Source organism: Mesorhizobium sp. P2_B11 (assembly GCF_056404855.1).
This window is the reverse complement of the sequence record NZ_JBFUDF010000003.1, coordinates 1-20,341: the sequence shown is the minus strand read 5'-3', so window position 1 is coordinate 20,341 and position 20,341 is coordinate 1. Positions and strand designations below refer to the sequence as shown.

At 64.2% G+C, this 20,341-nt stretch carries 10 protein-coding genes; 6 read left to right on the top strand and 4 right to left on the bottom strand.

The genetic code is table 11. From position 1 onward, the window contains the following. The first annotated feature begins 182 nt into the window (after positions 1-182). The 5 genes from AC1DYJ_RS08720 (at position 183) to AC1DYJ_RS08700 (ending at position 14,773) form a co-directional block, all read left to right on the top strand. Positions 183-12,554: a beta strand repeat-containing protein gene (locus AC1DYJ_RS08720; protein ID WP_477426036.1), complete on the top strand. Its 12,372-nt coding sequence runs from the start codon at positions 183-185 to the stop codon at positions 12,552-12,554. A gap of 137 nt (positions 12,555-12,691) precedes the next feature. Further along, the gene (locus AC1DYJ_RS08715) at positions 12,692-13,195 is read left to right on the top strand and encodes a phage tail protein (RefSeq protein ID WP_477280246.1); all 504 of its coding nucleotides are present in this window, start codon (positions 12,692-12,694) and stop codon (positions 13,193-13,195) included. A gap of 12 nt (positions 13,196-13,207) precedes the next feature. Further along, complete coding sequence (locus AC1DYJ_RS08710; protein ID WP_477280245.1) at positions 13,208-13,711, top strand: phage tail protein; 504 nt, start codon at positions 13,208-13,210, stop codon at positions 13,709-13,711. 11 nt (positions 13,712-13,722) lie between these two features. Beyond that, positions 13,723-14,247 (top strand): phage tail protein, encoded by a 525-nt coding sequence (locus tag AC1DYJ_RS08705; protein WP_477280244.1) that lies wholly within the window; start codon positions 13,723-13,725, stop codon positions 14,245-14,247. A gap of 7 nt (positions 14,248-14,254) precedes the next feature. Then, positions 14,255-14,773 (top strand): N-acetyltransferase family protein, encoded by a 519-nt coding sequence (locus AC1DYJ_RS08700; protein ID WP_477280243.1) that lies wholly within the window; start codon positions 14,255-14,257, stop codon positions 14,771-14,773. Positions 14,774-14,776: 3 nt separating this feature from the next. On the opposite strand, the gene AC1DYJ_RS08695 is transcribed toward AC1DYJ_RS08700, so the two are convergent. Continuing rightward, positions 14,777-15,355 carry a 2OG-Fe(II) oxygenase gene (locus AC1DYJ_RS08695; protein WP_477280242.1) on the bottom strand — a complete coding sequence of 193 codons (579 nt, stop codon included), beginning with the start codon at positions 15,353-15,355 and terminating at the stop codon, positions 14,777-14,779. A gap of 72 nt (positions 15,356-15,427) precedes the next feature. Then, positions 15,428-15,697, bottom strand: a complete 270-nt coding sequence (locus tag AC1DYJ_RS08690; protein WP_477280241.1) for a DUF6916 family protein — start codon at positions 15,695-15,697, stop codon at positions 15,428-15,430. A gap of 254 nt (positions 15,698-15,951) precedes the next feature. Here AC1DYJ_RS08690 and ftsZ point away from each other — a divergent pair, with 254 nt between their 5' ends. Continuing rightward, entirely contained in the window at positions 15,952-16,932 is a 981-nt protein-coding gene (ftsZ, locus tag AC1DYJ_RS08685; RefSeq protein ID WP_477280240.1) for a cell division protein FtsZ, read from the top strand. Positions 16,933-16,972: 40 nt separating this feature from the next. Here ftsZ and AC1DYJ_RS08680 read toward each other — a convergent pair whose 3' ends face one another. Both AC1DYJ_RS08680 and nirD read right to left on the bottom strand, forming a co-directional pair. Beyond that, positions 16,973-19,900 (bottom strand): nitrate reductase, encoded by a 2,928-nt coding sequence (locus AC1DYJ_RS08680; RefSeq protein ID WP_477280239.1) that lies wholly within the window; start codon positions 19,898-19,900, stop codon positions 16,973-16,975. 4 nt (positions 19,901-19,904) lie between these two features. Beyond that, the gene (gene nirD / locus AC1DYJ_RS08675) at positions 19,905-20,234 is read right to left on the bottom strand and encodes a nitrite reductase small subunit NirD (protein WP_477280238.1); all 330 of its coding nucleotides are present in this window, start codon (positions 20,232-20,234) and stop codon (positions 19,905-19,907) included. Positions 20,235-20,341: the final 107 nt, after the last annotated feature.

Here is a 20,341-nt window from a genome sequence, read left to right as displayed (position 1 = left end):
AGGATTCGGTTAAATATTCGCGCGGAGCGTGTACTCCAAGGGGCTGGTACGGGATGGAGACGACCGAGAAAACTCGGCAAATCAATGACATGGCGATGCACGGAAGACTCTTCCGGGCGAATACTGAGTATCGCCGGTCAGGCTTCTCCAGACATTTGTGGAAAACAACAGCGCTTTCCACCTTGGCACTTGCCCTTTCCAGCATGGCCGCGCAGGCGGGTGACAATGGACTTTGGCAGCCGCAGGTCCGCGCCATCATCGGCGCCAACAACAATGGCGGCAACACGGCCATCGAGGGCTTCCTGCCGCTGAAGCAGAACCTCGAATCCGTTCTCTTCCTCGATGTGCGCTCGAAATACGATTTCGACGACGGCTTCGGCCAGGATGTCGGCCTCGGCGTTCGCCGCATCGTCAATCCGGATCTGATGGTCGGCGGCTACGCCTACCTCAACATCCAGAATCACGACAGCCATCAGTTCGTCGCTTCGACACTCGGCCTCGAGGCCATCACCTCGAAATACGACGCGCACGTAAACGTCTATCTGCCGATCAGCGGCGACCGCCACTCGAGCGGGCAAGAGTCGAGCCTGTCACTGGTCGGCAATCAGCTGATCGAGCAGATATCGGCCATCGACCACCGCGACTACGCGGCCTGGGGCATAGAGGGCGAGGTCGGCGTCCAGGTGCCGCTCGACCTGCCCGAAAACCATTCGCTGCGCTTCGATGTCGGCGCCTACCATTTCGGCGATCCGGATGGCGACGACCGCAGCATAACCGGCGCCAAGGCCGGCCTGGAATATTCGATCGGTGACGTCATCGGCAGAGGCACGTCGCTGACCTTCACCGGCGAGGTGCGCAACGACAATCGCGACGATACCCAGTTCGCCGGCAGCATCCGGCTGACGGTGCCGCTCAACGCCTTCGAGAGGGAAACGACGGCGTCGGTCGATGACGGCACCGAGCCGGTCTACCCGGTCAGCCCCGGCCTGCGCAAACGTCTCAACGAGCGCGTGCGCGGCGACATCGGCGTCCGCATCGAGAGCCACGACAAGGTCACCAGTTCGACGACGCGGGTGGCGATCAACGCCGCCACCAACACGGCGTTCGGCAAGTTCTTCTTCGCCGATGGCGACAATGACGCGCTCGGCCTCGGCACGATCGGCGACCCGACCACGCTCGACAATGCAGTTGCCGGCGCGGGCGCAAATGGCGTTGTCGTCGCGCTCGGTGGCAAGGGCAACATTACGACAGCCGGCGTGACGCTCGCCAACGGCCAGATCGTCATCGGCGGTGGTGGCGGCGTCCAGGCAAAGCTCGCCGACGGCAGCATAGGTACCTACAATTTCGGCGGCTCCAACGGCACCATCCAGGGCACCAATCCCGCCAACAACGTTCTCACGCTCGCCAACGGCAACACGCTGAGCGGCATCACCATCACCGGCGGCAAGGACGGCATTTTCGGCAACAACATCACCGGCGCCACGCTAACCAACGTCACGGTCACCGGCACCGGCGGCAATGGCGCCAGCTTCACCGGCACGTCGACGGGCGTCAAAGGCTCGAACTTCACGGCAACCGGCAATGGCCTCGACGGCCTGCATATCGAAGGCGACGGCACCTACAACTTCACCGGCACGACGCTGCTGCAGGGCAATGGCGACGACGGCCTCGATGCGACCGGCCACGGCACCTACACCTTCGCCACCCTCAATGCCCTCGACAACAACGACGCCGGCATAACCGTCAAGGGCACCGGGGTCGCCGGCTCGATCACCATCACCGGCGGCCAGGTGTCGGGCAACAAGGCGCTCGGCGATGACGGCGTCAGCGTCTTCATCGATCCGATCACCGCCCATATCGTGCTGGATTCGATCACCCAGACCGGCGGCAAGTCGGCCGTTGTCCTCGACCATGTCTCCGGCAGCTTCACCGTTACCGGCGCGACCAATGCGACGGGCACGACCGGACCCGCCATCGCGATTACGGAATCGCCGGCGGCAATCCGCTTCGGCGACATCAACATCACCAATCCCCTCGCCGACGGCATGGTGTTTGCCGGCGCCAATACATCGGTGATTGCCGGCAACATTGTCATTGCGGGCCTTGGCACCGGCGTCGGCCTCGACTTCTCGAACAGCGCGACGAATTTCACGGCGCAGTCGCTCAATATAACCGGCACCGGTGGAACGACGTCGATCGGCATCGATCTCGTCCAGACCGACGGCGGAACGATCATCATCACCAATGGCGGCACCATCGCCAATGTCGGCACCGGCGTGCGTCTCGGCCTCGTCGGCTCGCCGGCCGACACCGCCAATGCCCAGTTCACCTTCGGCGGCGGCTCGATCGGCGGCAACCTCGCCTCGCTCGACGCGCGCGGCCTGAATTCCGGTTCCGGGCTCTATGCCTTCGGCACGACGACATTCAACGGGCCGCAGCTTTTCGACCAGACGCAACTGATCTTTGTCGCCACCGCGGCAACCGGCACCGGCGACGGGTCATCGCTGGACAATCTCGCCACGATCACCACAGCCGACGCCAACGCCGACGGCACCGCCATCTTCGTGCTGGTCAATCGCGGCGTCATCGATGACACCGACGGCTTCACGCTGAGCGCCGGACAGACGCTGGCCTCGTTCGGAAACGGCCGCACCTTCTCGCTCGGCGGCCTGCCCGTGAATGTGACCGGCACCAATGTCAATCACGGCAGCACGGTCTCGGATGGGGCGGGCGCCGCAACACTGACCGCTTCCGCCAGCGGCGACGTCGTCACGCTCGCCAACAACACCTCGCTGCAGGACTTCAACATCTCCGGCGGCACCGCCAACGGCATCCATGGCAGCGGCGTCACCGGCGTCGTGCTGACCGGCATGACCGTGTCGGGTGCCAATCTCAACGGCGTGCTGTTTGACGGCAGCAATGGCGTTTCCGGCAGCAATTTGAGTTCGACCGGCAATGGCGGCGCCGGCCTGTCGATCCAGGGCGACGGCACGTACAATTTCACCGGCACGACGACGTTGTCGGACAATACCGGCGACGGCTTGCTGATCAACAGCAATGCCATCACCAGCTTCCAGACGCTCAATGCGACCGGCAATGGCGGCAATGGCGTAAAGGCCACGTCAACCGGCACCGGCTCGCTTTCGATCGACGGCGGTACCGTCAGCAGCAACACAGCATCCGCCTTTACGGCATCGAATATCGGGCTTGACGTCACGCTCTCCAATATCGGCCAGGTCGGCGGCGCGAATGGCGTCAGCCTGTCGGGCGTCAGCGGCAGCTTCAGCGTCACCGGCCCGACGACGATCGACAGCACCACGGGCGACGGCATCTCGATCAGCGGCAGCACGGCCACGGTCGGGTTCAGCGGCGATGTGCTCATCAGCCAGGTACTCGGCAATGGCATCGCGCTCAGCGGCAACACCGGCGCCGTCAGCTTCGGCTATGCGGAAATCACCACGCCGGCCCTCAACGGCATCGACGTTCAGGGCGTCAACGGGACGATCAGCTTCGGCACGATATTTATTGGCGCCGTCGAAGCCACCGGCCTCGACCTGTCGGGCAGCCAGTCGACCTTTACCGCCAATTCGCTCACCGTCTTCGGCGGCGCCACGTCGACCGGCATCGACCTGTCGGGCACGACCGGCGGCTCGGTGACGATCGGCACCGGAACAATTACGGCCGATACCGGCGTGCAGATGGGCACGCATGGGGCAGCCGGAACCACCGCCAACACGGTGTTCTCCTTCGGCGCCACCGGCGGCGGCACGATCACCGGCACGACCGCCTCGCTCGATATGCGCGGCCTGATGGCCGGCAGCGGCACTTATGCCTTCAACGCCACCCATCTGGTCGGCCCGCAGCTGTTCGATGCCGCCAATGTTGTCTTTGTCGGTGCCGCCAATACCGGTTCCGGCACCGGCGCCAGCGTCAATGACCTGATCAATGCCGCGGCTGCCGACGATCTGACGACCGATGCCAGTACCATTTTCGTCCTCGTCAACGACGGTAACGGAAACCTCGGCACCGATGCCGACGGCTTTACGCTTGCCGACGGCCAGCAGATCGTCTCGTTTGCCAACGGCAACACGATCGCTCTGGGCGGGCCTCCGGCCAACGTTACCGGCACCGAGGTCGTGACCGCCGGCACCCAGGTTGATCCGTTCGGCAATGGCGCCGCCACGCTCAACAATTCGACCGGCAGCGCAATCAACCTCGCCAACGGTAACCGCGTCGCCGATCTCAGCGTCCGAAACGCCGGCTCGGGCTCTGCGATCGACGGAGCCGGCTCCGTCGGCGTGACGATCAGCGGCGTGACCATCGAAAGCGCCGTCACCGGCGTCAACCTGACCGCCGCGTCGGGCGCCGTCAGCGTCACCAACCTAACGATCCAGGCGGCCCAGAACGGCATCGCTCTGGACAATACCGGGGCCGCGGTCACCTTCAGCGGCAGCACGACGATCGGTGGCGTCACCGGAACCGCACTGTCACTCGACAATTTCGTTGGCACCGCCAACTTTGCCAATTTCGACATCAACGGCGCCGGTACAGGGATCAACCTCGTTGGTGGTTCTACAGGCACGTTGACCTTTGACGCCGCGAGTTCGATTGCCAACACCACGGGCGTGGCGTTCAACATCGACAATGCCCAGCCGAACCTGACCTATAACGGCACCATCAACCAGACCAGCGCGGCAAGCGCGGTGAAGATCAATGCCATGTCTGGCGGCAGCACGGCGACCTTCGGTGGCAAGATTACCGCCAGCACCGGCGCTGCCAACGCGATCGACCTGACCAACAATCTGGGTAGTACGATCAATTTCACCGGCGGGCTCGACCTGACAACCGACGGCGGCTTTGGCTTCAGCTCCGTCGGTGGCGGCATACTGAGCGTCACAGGCTCCGGCAACACGGTTACAACGGGCGCCGGGCTAGCCGAAAGAGGTATCCAACTGCAGGGCGGCCCGAACACCCTGGTCATCGGGCAAGGCTTTACTTTCGACAGTGTCACTGTCGACGGCTCTGGCGGAGCGGCGGCGACGGGCATCGTCATCCAGAACACCATCGGCAGCAATATCACTTTCGGTGCCGTCGACATCAACCGTGTCAATGGCGATGCCATCCGCCTTACCAACGTAGCCAACGCCGTTACCTTCAACGGCACAACGACGATCGACACGGTCGTTGGCGGCGGCCCTGGCTTCGTGGTTCAAAACAGCGCCGCGACGGTCAATGTCAACAACCTGGTGACGACGCTGGTTTCGGGCGCCGACGTCAGCCTGACCAACAACACCGGCACGATTGGCATTGGCGGCACCATCACCAACTCCGGCAGCGGCGACGGCGTCGTCGTATCCGGTGGCAGCGCCGCGATCACGGTCTCGGCCGGCATCTCCAGCTCGGCCACCGCGCCGGGCACGGCGGTGAAGGTCGACGGCATCACCGGTGGTTCGGTGACATTCAGCGGCAATGTCACCTCGACCGGCACCGGCAATCTCTTCAACATCGGCTCGACGACGGCACCGACCGGCGGCACGATCGGCTTTACCGGCTCGACGCTGACGGCGACGGGCGGCGGCGGCGCGGTGATCGGCGGGCTCGGCGTCGGCGCGGCCTTCAACGCCACCGCGGCGCTTTCCGTCACCAACGCGACCGGCAACGGCCTGTCGGTCGCCAATGTCGCCGGCAGTGCCACCTTCGGAGCGGTGACGGTGAGCGGCGCCGGTGGCAACGGCATCGACATTTCAGGCAATTCGGGCTCTGTCACCCTCGGCACGACCAAGGTCACGATGGGCGCCGCAGCCAACACGGCCGGCATCAATTTCAGCGGCACCAATGCCGACGTGAGCTTCGGCACGACGACCATCGACAATGTTGGCGCCAACCAGACCGGCATCGACTTCAGCGGTTCCGCCACGACGGCCGATTTCGGCCTGACGACGATCACCGGCCTTGGCGATCTGACCTCGCGCGGCATCGACCTGTCGTCGACCACCGGCAACAAGGTCATCACCTTCCTGCAGGGGTCCAAGATCGACAATCTTGGCGTCGGCGTCGAATTGTCGTCCGGCGGCACCACCGCGACCTCAGCCAACGCCACCTTCACTTTCGGCGACGGCGACTCCACCGACGGGCTGGAATCCTTCATCATTGCCGCCGCTGGCGGCTTTACCGTCAACACGGTCGGTCTCGATCCGACGCTCGGCAATTACGATTTCGATGACGTGTTCTTCACCGGCAGCGCCAATCTGGCAACGGCGCCCGGTTCGGTCACTCTGGTCTCGCAGTCGGGCGGCTTCATCGCCGCCGGGACGACCGGCAATCTCAGCATGGGCGTCAACACCATTTCGCTCGCCGCTGCCGATGCGCTGACCGGCGCGCAGAACTTCGCCTTCGTCGGCACGATCAATCTCGGCGCCACCGCCTTCACCCTGGATTCCGGCCAGACGATCACCGGCTTCGGCAACAGCAACGTGGTTTCGACCGGCACCATCCAGCCGGTCAATGTCCAGGGCAATCTTGGCGCCACCGGCGGCAACATCACCGGCGACGAGGCCGTGGTCAGCGGAACGGCCAACCTCATGCAATTGCTCGGCGACAACGCCGTGCGCCACACCGCCTTCGACTTCAGCAGCGCCACCGGCGCCGCCTTCCTCATCGACCAGAGCGCGGTCGGCTTCAGCAATGCCAGCGGCATCACCATCGAAGGCGTGACGATCAGCAATGTCGCCGCCGGCCAGACGGCCATCAAGGTCGTCGCCCTCGACAGCAATCTGACGGTCATCAACAACAACATCAACGTTGCCGGCACGCTGCTCGACGTCAATGGCGGCACCGGCACCATCTCGGTGTCGCGCGGCATCCTGCCCAACAGCGCAACGCCGGGAACGCTGACCGGTGGCGGCATCAGTATCGCCAACCGCACCGGCGGCGCGGTGACCTTTACCGACCAGGTGACCATCACGGACGGCAATGGCGTCTCGATTTCGGGCGGCAGCGCGGCAGCCGCGGTCAATTTCAACGGCGGCCTCGACATCACGACATCCGCCGCCACCGGCCTCAGCCTGTCGGGGCTCAATGTCCTGACCGTCGCTAATGCCGGGTCCACGACGATCAATGCGACGGGCCAGACGGCGCTGTCACTGCAAGGCACGCTCGGCGCCGGCGGGGTCAACTTCGACAGCATCACCTCGAGCGGCGGCACCAGCGGCATCATCCTCAACGGCGTCACAGGGGCGGTGAATGTCTCCGGCGCAACCAGCATCGCCGGCACCAGCGGCTTCGGCATCGACGTCACCGGCGCCAACACCGGCACGTTCACCTTCGGCGCGGTGACGGTCAACAACACCGCCACCGCCGGTGGCGGCATCAATGTGGTATCCGGCACGGTCAACGTCACCGGCCTCGCCAACATCGATACGACGAGCGGCGTCGGCCTGTCTCAGAGCGGCGGCACGACCAGCTTTACCGGCGGCCTGACCATCGACACCACCACCGGCACGGCCATCTCCGGAACCGGCGGCACGATGGGCATCACCGCCACTGGCGGCGCCGAAACGGTGAATTCGACCCTCGGCCAGGCAATCAGCCTCACCAACGTCGCCGCCATCATCGCGCTCGACTCGACATCGTCTGGTGGTGGCACCAACAATGTCAGCCTGACCAACGTCACCGGCACGGTGGGCCTCGGTTCCGGCTCGCTGACCGGTGCGTCGGCCGTCGCATTCCTGCTCGGCGGTGGCAACGCGACCGTCAGCTATGGCGGCACGGTCACCAAGGCCACCTTCGGCAATATCGTCGACATCTCCGGCGTCACCGGCGGCACGGTCACGCTGTCAGGCAACCTCAGCGCCACCGGCGGCTTCGACAACGGCATCGATGTCCACACCAACAGTGGCGGCACGTTCAATTTCAACGGAGCCATGACGCTTTCCACGGGCGCCAGCCCGGCAGTCAGTCTGATTGCCAACACCGGAGCCGTGATCAATTTCGGCGGCGGATTGGGGATCACCACCACGTCCGGCACCGGCTTCAACGCCACGGGCGGTGGCACGATAAGCGTCACCGGCGGCGCCAACACGATTTCGACCGGCCCCGGCACCGCGCTGAACCTCAGCGGCGCGACGATCGGCGCGGGCGGCCTCAACTTCAGCTCCATCTCCGTCAATGGCGCGGCGACTGGCATCTCGCTGAACAACATTGCCTCGTCCGGCGGCGGCGCCATCGCGCTTGGCACGGTCAATTTGCAAGGCATCACCACGCGCGGCGTCGATGTTTCCGGCACGCTCGGTGCTGCCCTGTCGTTCAACGATCTCGACATCGGCCTGAACAGCACGACGGGCGTCGCCTTCGACCTCAACGGCGCGGCGATCAACGCGGCGATAACGGCCAATGATTTCGACGTCACCAACGCGGCCGCCGCCGGCACCTCGATCGCCGTCGACCTGCGCGGCGCCACCGGCGGCCAGACGGTACGGCTCGGCGATGCCGTGGTTGGCGGCGCGAGCTCCAGCATTGCCGGCGTCAACACCGGCGTCTTCCTGAGTTCGACGACGAACCTCGCCTTCATCTATGGCGACGGCGAATCGGCGACGGACCAGCTCTCGACCATCGGCGCCAATGTCGGCATCGACGCCTCCAGCGCGCCGGTGGCCGGCACCTACAATTTCCAGGACGTCAATTTCCAGGCGACCCCCGGCCTCGGCTTCGGTGTCGGCAAGGTCTATTTCGTCGGCGCCAGCGCAACCGGCGACGGCAGCGGCCGCGACCAGAACAACCTGGCCACGCTCTCGACAGCCGAAGCGGCAGCGGTCGCGACCGACATCATCGTCCTCGTCAATAATGGCGGCGTCATCACCGCGCAGGGCAGCAACGGCAACGACACGCTGGCGCTGGCCACCAGCGAGCAGGTGCGCGGTTTCGGCAACGGCAACATCAACCTGGCGCTGACGGTGCCCTCCACAATCCAGCTGTCCAGCAACACCATCTCGATCATCGACCAGACGCCGGACGGCGCCGCGACACTGACAACCAATGCCGGCAGCAACGCCATCACGCTTGGCGCCAGCGGCAACATCATCGACGGCTTCATCCTCGACGGCAGCCCGGCGGGCGCCGCGCGCGGCATCAAGGACAATGGCGCGGGCGCCTCCGGCACTATCATCAGCCACATGACGATCCGCAATTTCCTGACCGCCGGCGTCGAGATCACGCCGTCGACCAGCACGACCATCGACAATGTGACGTTCTCCGGCAACGCGTCGGATGTCATCCTCAACGCGTTCAACTCCACCATCACCAACGTCACCAGCACCGGCGCGACAGGCATCGCCTTCGACCTGCGCAACACTACCGGCACGACGACGCTAACCAACCTCAACATCACAACGGCAGCGACCGGCACCGGTATCGCCTTCGGCGGCGCCTCGGGTCCGCAAGGCACGATCAACGGCACCAATGTCGACATATCGGGCGGCAGCGGCGTCTCGGTCGTGGGCGGCAACGCGGCGATCAGCTTCGACAGCGCCAGCTCCATCGCCGCCGGCGGCACCGGTACGGCGGCAAGCATCACCAACCGCGCCGGCGGCAGCTTCGCCTTTGCTGGCACCGTCAGTGCAAATGGCGGGCAGAGCGGCATCGTCATCTCTGGCGCGACAGCCGCGAACACCGTCAGCTTCACCGGCACCGTCGATCTCGGAACCGGTACGACGATGACCGGCACTGCGGTTTCGCTGGCTACCACCAACTCGACCGTCAACTTTACCAATATCGATATCGTGACGAGCGGCACGACAGGTTTCACCGCCACGGGCACGGGCACGGTCAACGTCACCACCGGCACGCTCAACTCCACGACTGCCCAGGCCATCAACCTGAACGGCATCTCCACCACGACCGGCATCACCTTCACCTCGACGACATCGACCGGCGGCGCCAACAATGTGGCGCTGACCAATGTCACCGGTGCCGGCACGGTCAGCCTCGGCACAGGTGCGCTGTCCGGCGCGACGAACGAAGCGTTCCTGGTCAGCGGCGGTTCGGCCAGCATCAGCTATGGCGGTTCCGTCACCAAGACGACGGCCGGAAAGGTCGTCAGCATTTCGAGCCGCAGCGGCGGCACCACGACGCTGTCGGGAAATCTCAGCGCAACCGGCGCCGTCGACAACGGCATCCTGGTCAACGCCAACACCGGCGGCACGATCACCTTCTCCGGCGCCACCAAGACACTGACCACTGGCGCCAACAATGCCGTCAATCTGACGACGAACACCGGCACGGCGATCAACTTCACCGGCGGCGGGCTTGTGATCACCACCACCTCCGGCATCGGCTTCAACGCCACGGGCGGCGGCACGTTGAGCGTTGGCACAGGCGGCAATGCCAATACGATTTCGACCGGCAGCGGCGTCGCCGTCAACATGGACACCGTTGCCGTCGCGGCGGGCGGCGTGACCTTTGCGTCCACGAACAAAGGCGCCGGCGGCACCAGCGCCGTTATCCTCGACACCGTTACCGGTGCCGGGGCGATCGATCTCGGCACCGGCGCGCTGGTCGGCGGCACCAGTGCCGTGATCCGTATCGGCGACGGCGCCGGCACAGCCAACAGCGGCGGCACGGCGGCCTTCACCTATGCCGGCACGGTCACCAGCGGCACTGGCCAGGCGGTCAACATCCAGGACCGCGCCGCGGGCGCGGGCAACATCACGCTGTCAGGCAACATCTCGCACAATGTGGCGGGCGTGAACGGCATCCAGTTGGACGACAACGCTGCCGGCACCATCACCTTCTCCGGCACATCGAAGTCGATCACCACGGGGTCGGCCATTGCCGTGAACCTGACCGACAATGCCGGCGCGACGATCAACTTCACCGGCGGCGGGCTGGTCATCAACACCACCAGCGGCACCGGCTTCAACGCCACCGGGGCGGGTCCGGCAGCGACCACCGGCGGCACAGTGACGGTGCAAGGCACCGGCAACACCATCACATCAACCACTGGCACCGCGCTCAACGTCGTCAACACGACGATCGGCAGCGGCAATTTGACGTTCCAGAGCATTTCGGCCAATGGCGGCACCAACGGCATCGTGCTCAACAACACCGGCCTCGCCGCCGGCAATGGCGGCCTGACGGTAACCGGCAGCGGCGTGACGGCTGGCTCCGGCGGAACGATCCAGAATACCGCGCAAGGCGCGGTGTTCACGTCGACGAAGAACCTGTCGCTGTCGAACATGAACTTCACCAATGCCAACACCGGCAACGGCACGCTGAACAATGTCGACGGTCCGACATTCAACAGCGCCGCCCAGGCGGCCATCAACATGAGCAGCGTGGCGACTGCGACGTTCACCAACCTGAATTTGAACGGCGGCGTCCAGGTCGGCATCAACGGCCAGAACGTATCGGACCTGACGATTGCCAACACCACGGTGACAGGCTTCGGCGACGCCGTTTTCGAAGGCGATATGCGGTTCTACAATCTCACCGGCACGTCATCGATCACCAATTCCACATTCAGCTTCGCGGCCGGCGACGCGAGTGCCGGCGACAATCTGGTGGATATCCGCAACGACTCCGGCACCAGTCTGACGCTGAACATCAGCGGCAGCACGTTCAGCAACACCAAGGATTCGGCAAACGGCGCGCAGGGTCTGAACTTCGAGGCCTTTGGCAGTGCGAATGCGACGGTCAATATCTCGAACAGCAGCTTCCTGAAGCTCAAGACCTCGGGCGTCGAAGCCTTTGCGCGCGACACCTCGACGCTGAACGTCAACATCACCGACGGCGGCACGGTCGGCAACGGCAACACATTCGACCCGCAAGGCGGCCTCGGCCGCGCCATCGGCCTCAATGCCGAGGACACCGCGCACCTGAACTTCAAGATCCTCAACAACAAGAAGATCTATGGCAATGGCGGCCCGGTTATCAACGTGTTCGGCATCAACACCGCCGCCATCATGGGCCGCATCAACAACAATGCCGACATCCAGGGCGGCGGCGTCGGTTCGACCGGCTCGGCGATCTTCATCCATCCCGAAGATGCCTCGACCGGCATCGTCGAGATCATCGGCAACACGATTACCAACACCGGCAAGGATCCGGCGATCTTTGCCACACCGCATGGCGATGGCGCCGGCCCGAGTGCCGACAACGGTTCGCTCGACCTGACGATCATGAACAACACGATCACCACGTCCGGCGATGGCACGGCGGGCAACGGCGTTCCCGCGATCGACGTCCGCGCGGGTTCGAACGCCGGCGACCTCACGACCACCTATCTCAATATCACCGGCAACACCGTGACCCTTGGCCAGCCGGCCGACGACTTTGGCTTCCTGGCACGCATAGGCAGCAGCACGTCGCACCTTTATTTCCAAGGCTTTGTCGGCGGCGCCAACAACGCGGCGAGCGCTCTCGCTACCTGGAATGCCGGCGGCAACACTGTCACCAATTCGGCGAATAAGGCGACCGCGATCGATGCCGGCGGCGCGCCGGCCTATGCCGCGGTTCCGGCCGGCCACAATGGGGGGCTGGTTCTTGTGCCGACGAACTGATGGCAACGCGGATACGATTTCAAAGCATTTGGCAAGATGGCTGGCAGTAAAGAAGTAACAAATTTTCTTTCGAGATTGATGTCGACTTGCTAATGTAATTGGCCTACTGTCAGTAGAGCAGTCTAGGGAGAGGGCGTATGGCTGAACCGTTTTTGTCGGAAATCAGAATCATGTCGTTCGTGTTCGCGCCAAAAGGCTGGGCACTGTGTAACGGCCAGCTTCTCCCCATAAATCAGAACCAGGGGCTCTTTTCCCTGCTCGGCACCACTTTTGGTGGCGACGGCCGGGTCAATTTCGCGCTTCCCGACTATCGCGGACGCACGCCAATCCATGTCGGCAGCGCGCACACGCTTGGCGAGCGTGGCGGAGAGCAGGCGCACACGCTGTCGATTGCGGAAATCCCGACGCATGTGCACGTAGCCAATGCATCGTCCGTCACGGGGGCGACCAATCTGCCGGCCAACGACCTGTTCGGCAACAGCACGCCGAACCTGCTCTATGGTCCGGTGCAAAACCTCGGTGCCATGGCAGCGGGCACGATCAGCAATGTCGGCGGCAGCCAGGCGCATCTGAACATGCAACCATTCCTGACATTGAGCTTCTGCATCGCCCTGCAGGGCATCTTCCCCTCGCCGAATTGACGGAGACGCACTGTGGCACAGCCTTATGTTGGTGAGATCCGCATGTTTGCCGGCAATTTTGCGCCGGCGGGATGGATGTTCTGTGAAGGGCAGCTTCTGCCGATCTCGGAAAACGAGACCTTGTTCCAATTGATCGGCACCACCTATGGCGGTGACGGCGAGAGCACCTTTGCGCTGCCCGATCTGCGTGGCCGTATTCCCATTCACCAGGGCAACGGGTTCATCCTGGCCGAGACGGGAGGCGCTGAGGAGATCACGCTGACGACACAGCAGATCCCGGCGCACAGCCATGCGTTCCTCGCGTCCAATGATATCGCCAATTCGCCAAATCCGGCCCAGAGCGTCATAGGCAGATCGGGTCAGGTCAACGCGTTCCTCAACGCCGGTCCATCCGTGGCAATGGCGCCCCAGTTTCTCGGCCCCGTCGGCGGCAGCCAGCCGCATACAAATTTCCAGCCCTACCTGTGCGTCGACTTCATCATCTCGCTGTTCGGAATCTTTCCGTCGCCGACTTAAAGAGGACCGTCATGGCCGATCCGTTCGTTGCCGAAATCCGCATCTTCCCGTTCAATTTCGCGCCCAAGGGCTGGGCCTGGTGCGACGGCCAGCTGTTGCCGCTGTCGCAGAACACTGCGCTGTTCTCGCTGCTCGGCACCACCTATGGCGGCAACGGCAAGTCCAATTTCGCGCTTCCGGACCTCCAGGGCCGGGCGCCGATGCATCCGGGGCAAGGTCCCGGTCTGTCGCTGCACGATCTCGGCGAGACTGGTGGCTCGGATGTCGTGACGCTGCTTCAGTCCGAGACTCCAAGCCACACCCATCTGGTGATGGCCGCTCCGTCGCTCGTTGCCGGGGACAGCAACATTGCCCCCGGCAATGCGTTTGCCAAGTCGAGCCAGGGAAACGCCTATATCGCGCCAGGCAGCCTGGTATCGCTGGCAACCGAGTCAATATCGCCCGCGGGTGGCGATCAGCCGCACAACAATATGCAGCCCTACCTCACCTGCTATTTTTGCATTGCGCTGCAGGGTGTCTTCCCACCACGTCCCTGATTTCATCATGGACGACTTTCGTAGAGTGGTTTCGGCCGAGTGGGTGCGGGCGGCTGGTGTCGGGCTGACGTTCCGCCCGGCCATGGATGCCGATCTGCCTTTCCTGTCGCGGCTTTATGCTTCGACCCGGGCCGAGGAACTCGGTGTGACCGGATGGAGCGCCGAGCAGAAGACGGCCTTCCTCGACATGCAGTTCCGGGCGCAGCATGCACACTACCGTCAACACTATCCCGAGGCGGATTGGCTGGTGATCGTGCAAGGCGGCAACGACATCGGCCGCCTCTATATCGAGCGCTGGCCGAGCCAGCACCGCGTCATCGATATCGCCTTCCTGCCGGAATATCGCCGCAAAGGGTTCGGCGCCGCTCTGCTCAGCGACCTCATCGACGAGGCAGGCGCCGTCGGCAAGGCGGTGTCGATCCATGTCGAGAAGCACAATCCGGCCATGCAGCTGTACCAGCGCCTTGGCTTTGCTGTCGCCGAGGACAAAGGCGTCTACGACCTGATGGTCCGTTCGCCCGCGTGATCGTTACGCGCCGCGATACCAGGATACGATGGTGAAACGTTCGTTGCGGGTGACCGGGGTGACTTCGTGCGTCGTTTCTGAACGAAACGCGACGAGAGAGCCAGGCAGTGCCGGCATGGCGACGCGCAGGTCCGGACCGCTATACGGACCATGCAGGACCAGTGAACCGCCTGCGTAGCTTTCGGGGGAAGAATCTTCCGATTGGCGGTTGAGGAAGATCACCGCCGAGACTTTTCTGAATCGCGACTCGTCGTGAATGAGCGGCGTGTTGCCATCCTGATGCGGCACGAAGAAATCGCCTTCACGATAGTGTAGGAACTGGGGTTTTTCTGCATGGCCGAGCGCGACGCCGAAATGCCGCTCAAGCGCCGCCTTTTGCCCTGCCAGCAGCAGATCCACCCGCGCTTCGGTGGCCGGCGAGACTTCAGCGCGGGTGGTTTTGCGAATCTCCGGCCATGCCGGCTTCTGGTCGGGGCGTCCCATCAGGCCGGCCGGACCGCCCGAGGCCGCCCGAATTTCCGCGCGCAGCGCGTTGCATGCTGCTTCGTCAAGCACACCAGCGATCTCGATATAGTCGATCATGTGTCGAGCCGCCGCCCCGCCAAATCGCCCTGATGGTCTGATCGCCGCCCTCACCGGCCGGACTGCCGAAAATCAGTTGAAGACGGCCTCGTAAACATAGCCGGTCGCGTCGGCCGCTACCGGAACGATGAAGATCTCATGCGACCGGCCCTCGCCGACCAGGCGATAGATCGCCTGCGGCAGCGCCGCGTCGCGCGGTCCCTTGAACAGCAACGTGAAGCCGCCGCCCTCACGCGCGCTGTTGGCAATCGGCTTTACCGCGCTCAGTTCCAGTGCGATCGTCCTGCCGCCGGCTTCGACCGAAAAACTCTGCCCTTGCTCGAAATCCGAAACCGATGCCATGCCGCCTGCCCTGCTTCGCTTGCTGTGAGCCGCCAATGTCGCTGCTCCGTGGCGCGCTGTCCATAGGCGAGGCGAGCGATGGCGTCTCTGCCAGGTCGGCGCAATTGGCACGAGCGCTACATCTTGTCTTGCCGCGAAATTCACCCTCTGATTCCCTGCGCCAAGGCTGTAAAAGCTGATTCTTGCTCCTGGCGTGTTCAAACGGCGCGTTTCGGGATGAATTTTTTGTCGATCGATTCCAAGGAGACAAGACGATGAGCACCGCGGCAAGGCCCGTCATCTCTGAAATGCGGCCGAAGATAACCGTTGTCGGTGTCGGCGGTGGCGGCGGCAACGCGGTCAACAACATGATTGCCGAAAATCTGCAGGGGGCGGAATTCATCGTCGCCAACACCGATGCCCAGGCTCTCACCATGTCCAAAGCGACGCGGCTGATCCAGTTGGGAGCCCATGTCACGGAAGGCCTGGGCGCCGGATCGCTGCCTGCGGTCGGCCGCGCGGCCGCCGAGGAATCGATCGACGAGATCAGGGACCACCTTGCGGGAACCCATATGTGCTTCGTGACCGCTGGCATGGGAGGCGGAACCGGAACCGGTGCCGCGCCCGTCATCGCGAACGCTGCGCGTACAGCCGGCATCCTGACGGTGGCGGTCGTCACCAAGCCATTCACCTTCGAAGGAAAACGCCGCATGCAAGCCGCCGAAGAGGGCATCGAGCGGCTTCGCGAATGCGCCGATACCGTGATCGTCATTCCGAACCAGAACCTGTTCAGGATCGCCGACGCCAAGACGACTTTCGCTGACGCCTTCGCCATGGCCGATCGCGTCCTCTATTCCGGCGTGGGTTGCATCACTGACCTCATCGTCAAGGAGGGGTTGATCAATCTCGACTTCGCCGATGTGAAGTCGGTCATGCGCGACATGGGCCGCGCGATGATGGGCACCGGCGAAGCCACGGGTGAAGGCCGCGCCAAGAGGGCCGCCGAAGCGGCTATCGCAAACCCGCTTCTCGACGAAGCCTCGATGATCGGCGCCAGGGGCGTCCTGGTCTCGATCTCGGGCGGCATGGACATGACGCTGTTCGAAGTCGATGAGGCCGCCACCCGCATCCGCGAGGAGGTCGACGCCGACGCCGACATCATCGTCGGCGCGATATTCGACCGGGCACTTGCCGGAAAATTCCGGGTCTCAGTCGTCGCGACAGGATTGCGGCCGGAACTTGAGATGCCACAGTAAGCAGGATCCGAAGGCATCGACACTCCAAGCGCCGGGCGATCTACTCTGCGGCCTGAACCCGATTGACCTGGATGATCGCCCTGATCTCGGCGCGGCAGGAGCCGCAATTGGTGCCGGCCTTCAGGGCGCCGCCGATGGCATCGACCGTCGTGCAGCCGGCCGCCACTGCCGCCACGATCTGGTTGACCCCGACGCCGAAACAGGAACAGACGATCGCACCGGCATCTGGTCGCTCAGTTCCGGCGCGGCCGGCGACGATGCGGAAGCGTTCGCGCTGGCTGGCGTGCACCTCCTCGAGCTGTTGCGCTGCCCAGCCGCGTGATACTGCAACCGGGCCGGGCGCAACGAACAAGGCCCCCGCGAGGTGCTTGTCGTCGAAGCCGGCGATACGTTGCTGGCCCGCGTCGCGGTCGTGGTAAGCGAGCATTTCGGTTTCCGGCGGCGCGCCGAACAGGGACTGGGCGAAACCTGCCCAGTCGATGTCGTCGTTGGCAAAGGCGAGTTCGATCCGCCAGCCGCCCTTGCATTTGGCCACGGCCCAATACGTCGCGTCGACCATCGCCGGCCGCTGGCGCATCACGGCGAAACCAAAGGCCCTTGCCGCAAACTTCTCGATGTGAGCCGCGACATGTTTTAGCGCCGGCTGGCCGGAAACAGGATCCGTCAGCGGCGCGGTGAGCGTATCGAGCCGGCCCTTGGCGGCGAACTGGTCAGTCCAATGCATCGGCGCGAACAGACTGCCACGGCGCTGGCGGGACGTGATCATTGCACGCACCAGCACCTCGCCGCGCGGGCTGGAGATACGCACGATGTCGGCGTCGCCAATGCCGTGTTGCTGCGCATCCGCTGGATGGATTTCGACGAAGGGCTCGGCGATGTGCTGCGACAGGCGTGGACTTTTGCCGGTCCGCGTCATGGTGTGCCAGTGGTCGCGGACCCGGCCAGTGTTGAGGATGAGCGGATAGTCCGGATTGGTGCGGATTTCGACGGTTGGGCGAATGGCGATGAAGCGCGCCTTGCGGTCGGGTGTGTAGAAATTGCCGTTGGCGAAGAAGCGGGTGGTGGAAGCGGCGCGGGTAGCCTGGGCGCCCTCCTCTGGCTGAGGTCCAACTAGAGCACGCTCCGGTCGAGGCTCAGTTTGAACGACCCACTCCGGTAAGCGTCCAGCTCGAGCGCCCCCCTCTGGCCTGCCGGCCATCTCCCCCTCAAGGGGGGAGATTGGCAGCGTTGCGCTCGCCGCCTGTTCTGCAACGCCGAATATTGGCGAAGGCCGGGGTGCAGGCTGATCTCCCCCCTTGAGGGGGAGATGGCCGGCAGGCCAGAGGGGGGTGCCTTGGCTCGGCGCTGGCCATTGGAAGGGCGCCAACTCCTCGTAGGCCACCGCGTCCATTTCGCCAAAAGCACCAATATCGAAATCCCGCGCGCCGTCATTCTCGAACCCGGACAGCGCCGCGTGCTCGGCAAAAATCTCCACCGGCGCCTCGTGCGAAAACGCCGCGCCAAACCCCATCCGCCGCGCCACTTCAGCAATGATCCACCAGTCTGGTCGCGCCTCCCCAGGCGCGGCCAAAAACGCGCGCTGGCGCGAGATGCGACGCTCTGAATTGGTGACGGTGCCATCCTTCTCGCCCCAGGCTGCAGCCGGCAACCGGACATGGGCGTGGCGCACTGTGTCGGTCTTGGCCAACACGTCCGACACCACGACGAAGGGGCAAACCTTGATTGCCGCTTCAACGGCGTCGGCGTCCGGCATGGAATCGACCGGGTTGGTGGCCATGATCCACATCGCCTTGATGCGCCCGTCGGCCAGCGCCTGAAACATTTCCACTGCCTTCAGGCCGGGCTTTTGCGCAACGGCCGGCGCATTCCAGAAGCGCTGCACGCGGTCACGGTGCTCGGGGTTTTCGATCTCCATATGGGCGGCCAACATGTTGGCCATGCCGCCGACCTCGCGGCCGCCCATGGCGTTGGGCTGGCCGGTCACCGAAAACGGCCCTGCCCCAGGTTTGCCGATCCGGCCGGTGGCGAGATGGCAGTTGATGATGGCATTGACCTTGTCGGTGCCGGAGGACGACTGGTTCACACCCTGGCTGTAGACCGTCACCGTCTTCGCGGTGGCCGCGAAAAGGCTGTAGAAGCGGCCAAGCTCGTCCTCGCTGAGGCCGGTTGCGGCGGCGACGCCTGCAAGGTCGAGTTTCGAGGCGGCAAAAAGCGCCTGGCCGAAACCGGCGGTGTGCGCCGAGATGTAGCCGCGGTCGAGCGCGTTGTGCTGGCCGAGCCAGGCGAGCAGCCCGGTGAACAAAGCAACGTCGCCATCCGGCGCGATCGCCAGATGCATGTCGGCAATGTCTGATGTCATGGTGCGGCGCGGATCGATCAGCACGATCTTCATCTCCGGCCGCTTTTCCCGCGCTGCGGCGATGCGCTGGTAGAGCACGGGATGGCACCAGGCGAGGTTGGAGCCGACCAGCACGATCAGGTCGGCAAGCTCGAGATCCTCGTAGGTTCCCGGTACCGTGTCGGAGCCGAAGGCGCGGCGGTGGCCGGCGACCGACGAGGCCATACAGAGGCGGGAATTGGTGTCGATGTTGGCCGAGCCGATAAAACCTTTCATCAGCTTGTTGGCGACGTAGTAGTCTTCGGTCAGCAACTGTCCTGAGACATAGAAGGCGACCGAATCCGGACCGTGCTCGGCGATGGTTTTTGAGAAGGTCGAGGCAACCAGATCGAGCGCATCGTCCCAGCCGGCGCGGTGGCCGTCGATCTCCGGATGGAGCAGCCGGCCATCGAGGTCGATGGTTTCGGCAAGTGCCGAGCCCTTCGAACAGAGCCGGCCGAAATTGGCCGGATGGTCAGGATCGCCGCGGACCGACACTTGCCCGTCCGCGGCGACCTTCGCCAGCACGCCGCAGCCTACCCCGCAATAGGGGCAGGTGGTCCTCACCTCGCGCGCTGCGTCGATCTCCATGATTTCAGGCCGCGCGGCTGGCCAGCGCTTCCAGCGCGATGAACAGATGCTCGCCGTCGATCCGCACCGGAATGGTGCGCACCGCTCCCTCGTCGGCGCCGAGCGCCTTGCCGGTCTCCAGCGAGATCACCCAATTGTGCAAGGGACAGGTGACGGCCGTGCCATGCACGATGCCCTGGCTGAGCGGCCCACCCTTGTGCGGGCAATGGTCGTCTATGGCATAGACCTGATCGTCCTGGGTGCGGAAGACGGCAACCTTGCCTTCCGGCGTGGCGACGCAGCGCGCGCCGCGGCGTGGGATGTCCGACAGGGAGCCGATCGATATCCAGTTCATCATCTATATCCTCAACATATTTCATTGCGCGGCGTTCGCCAGCTTGGCGCCCACCCTCCCCTCGATGGGGAGGGTCGGACCGCAGGTCCGGGGTGGGGTGCGGCTGG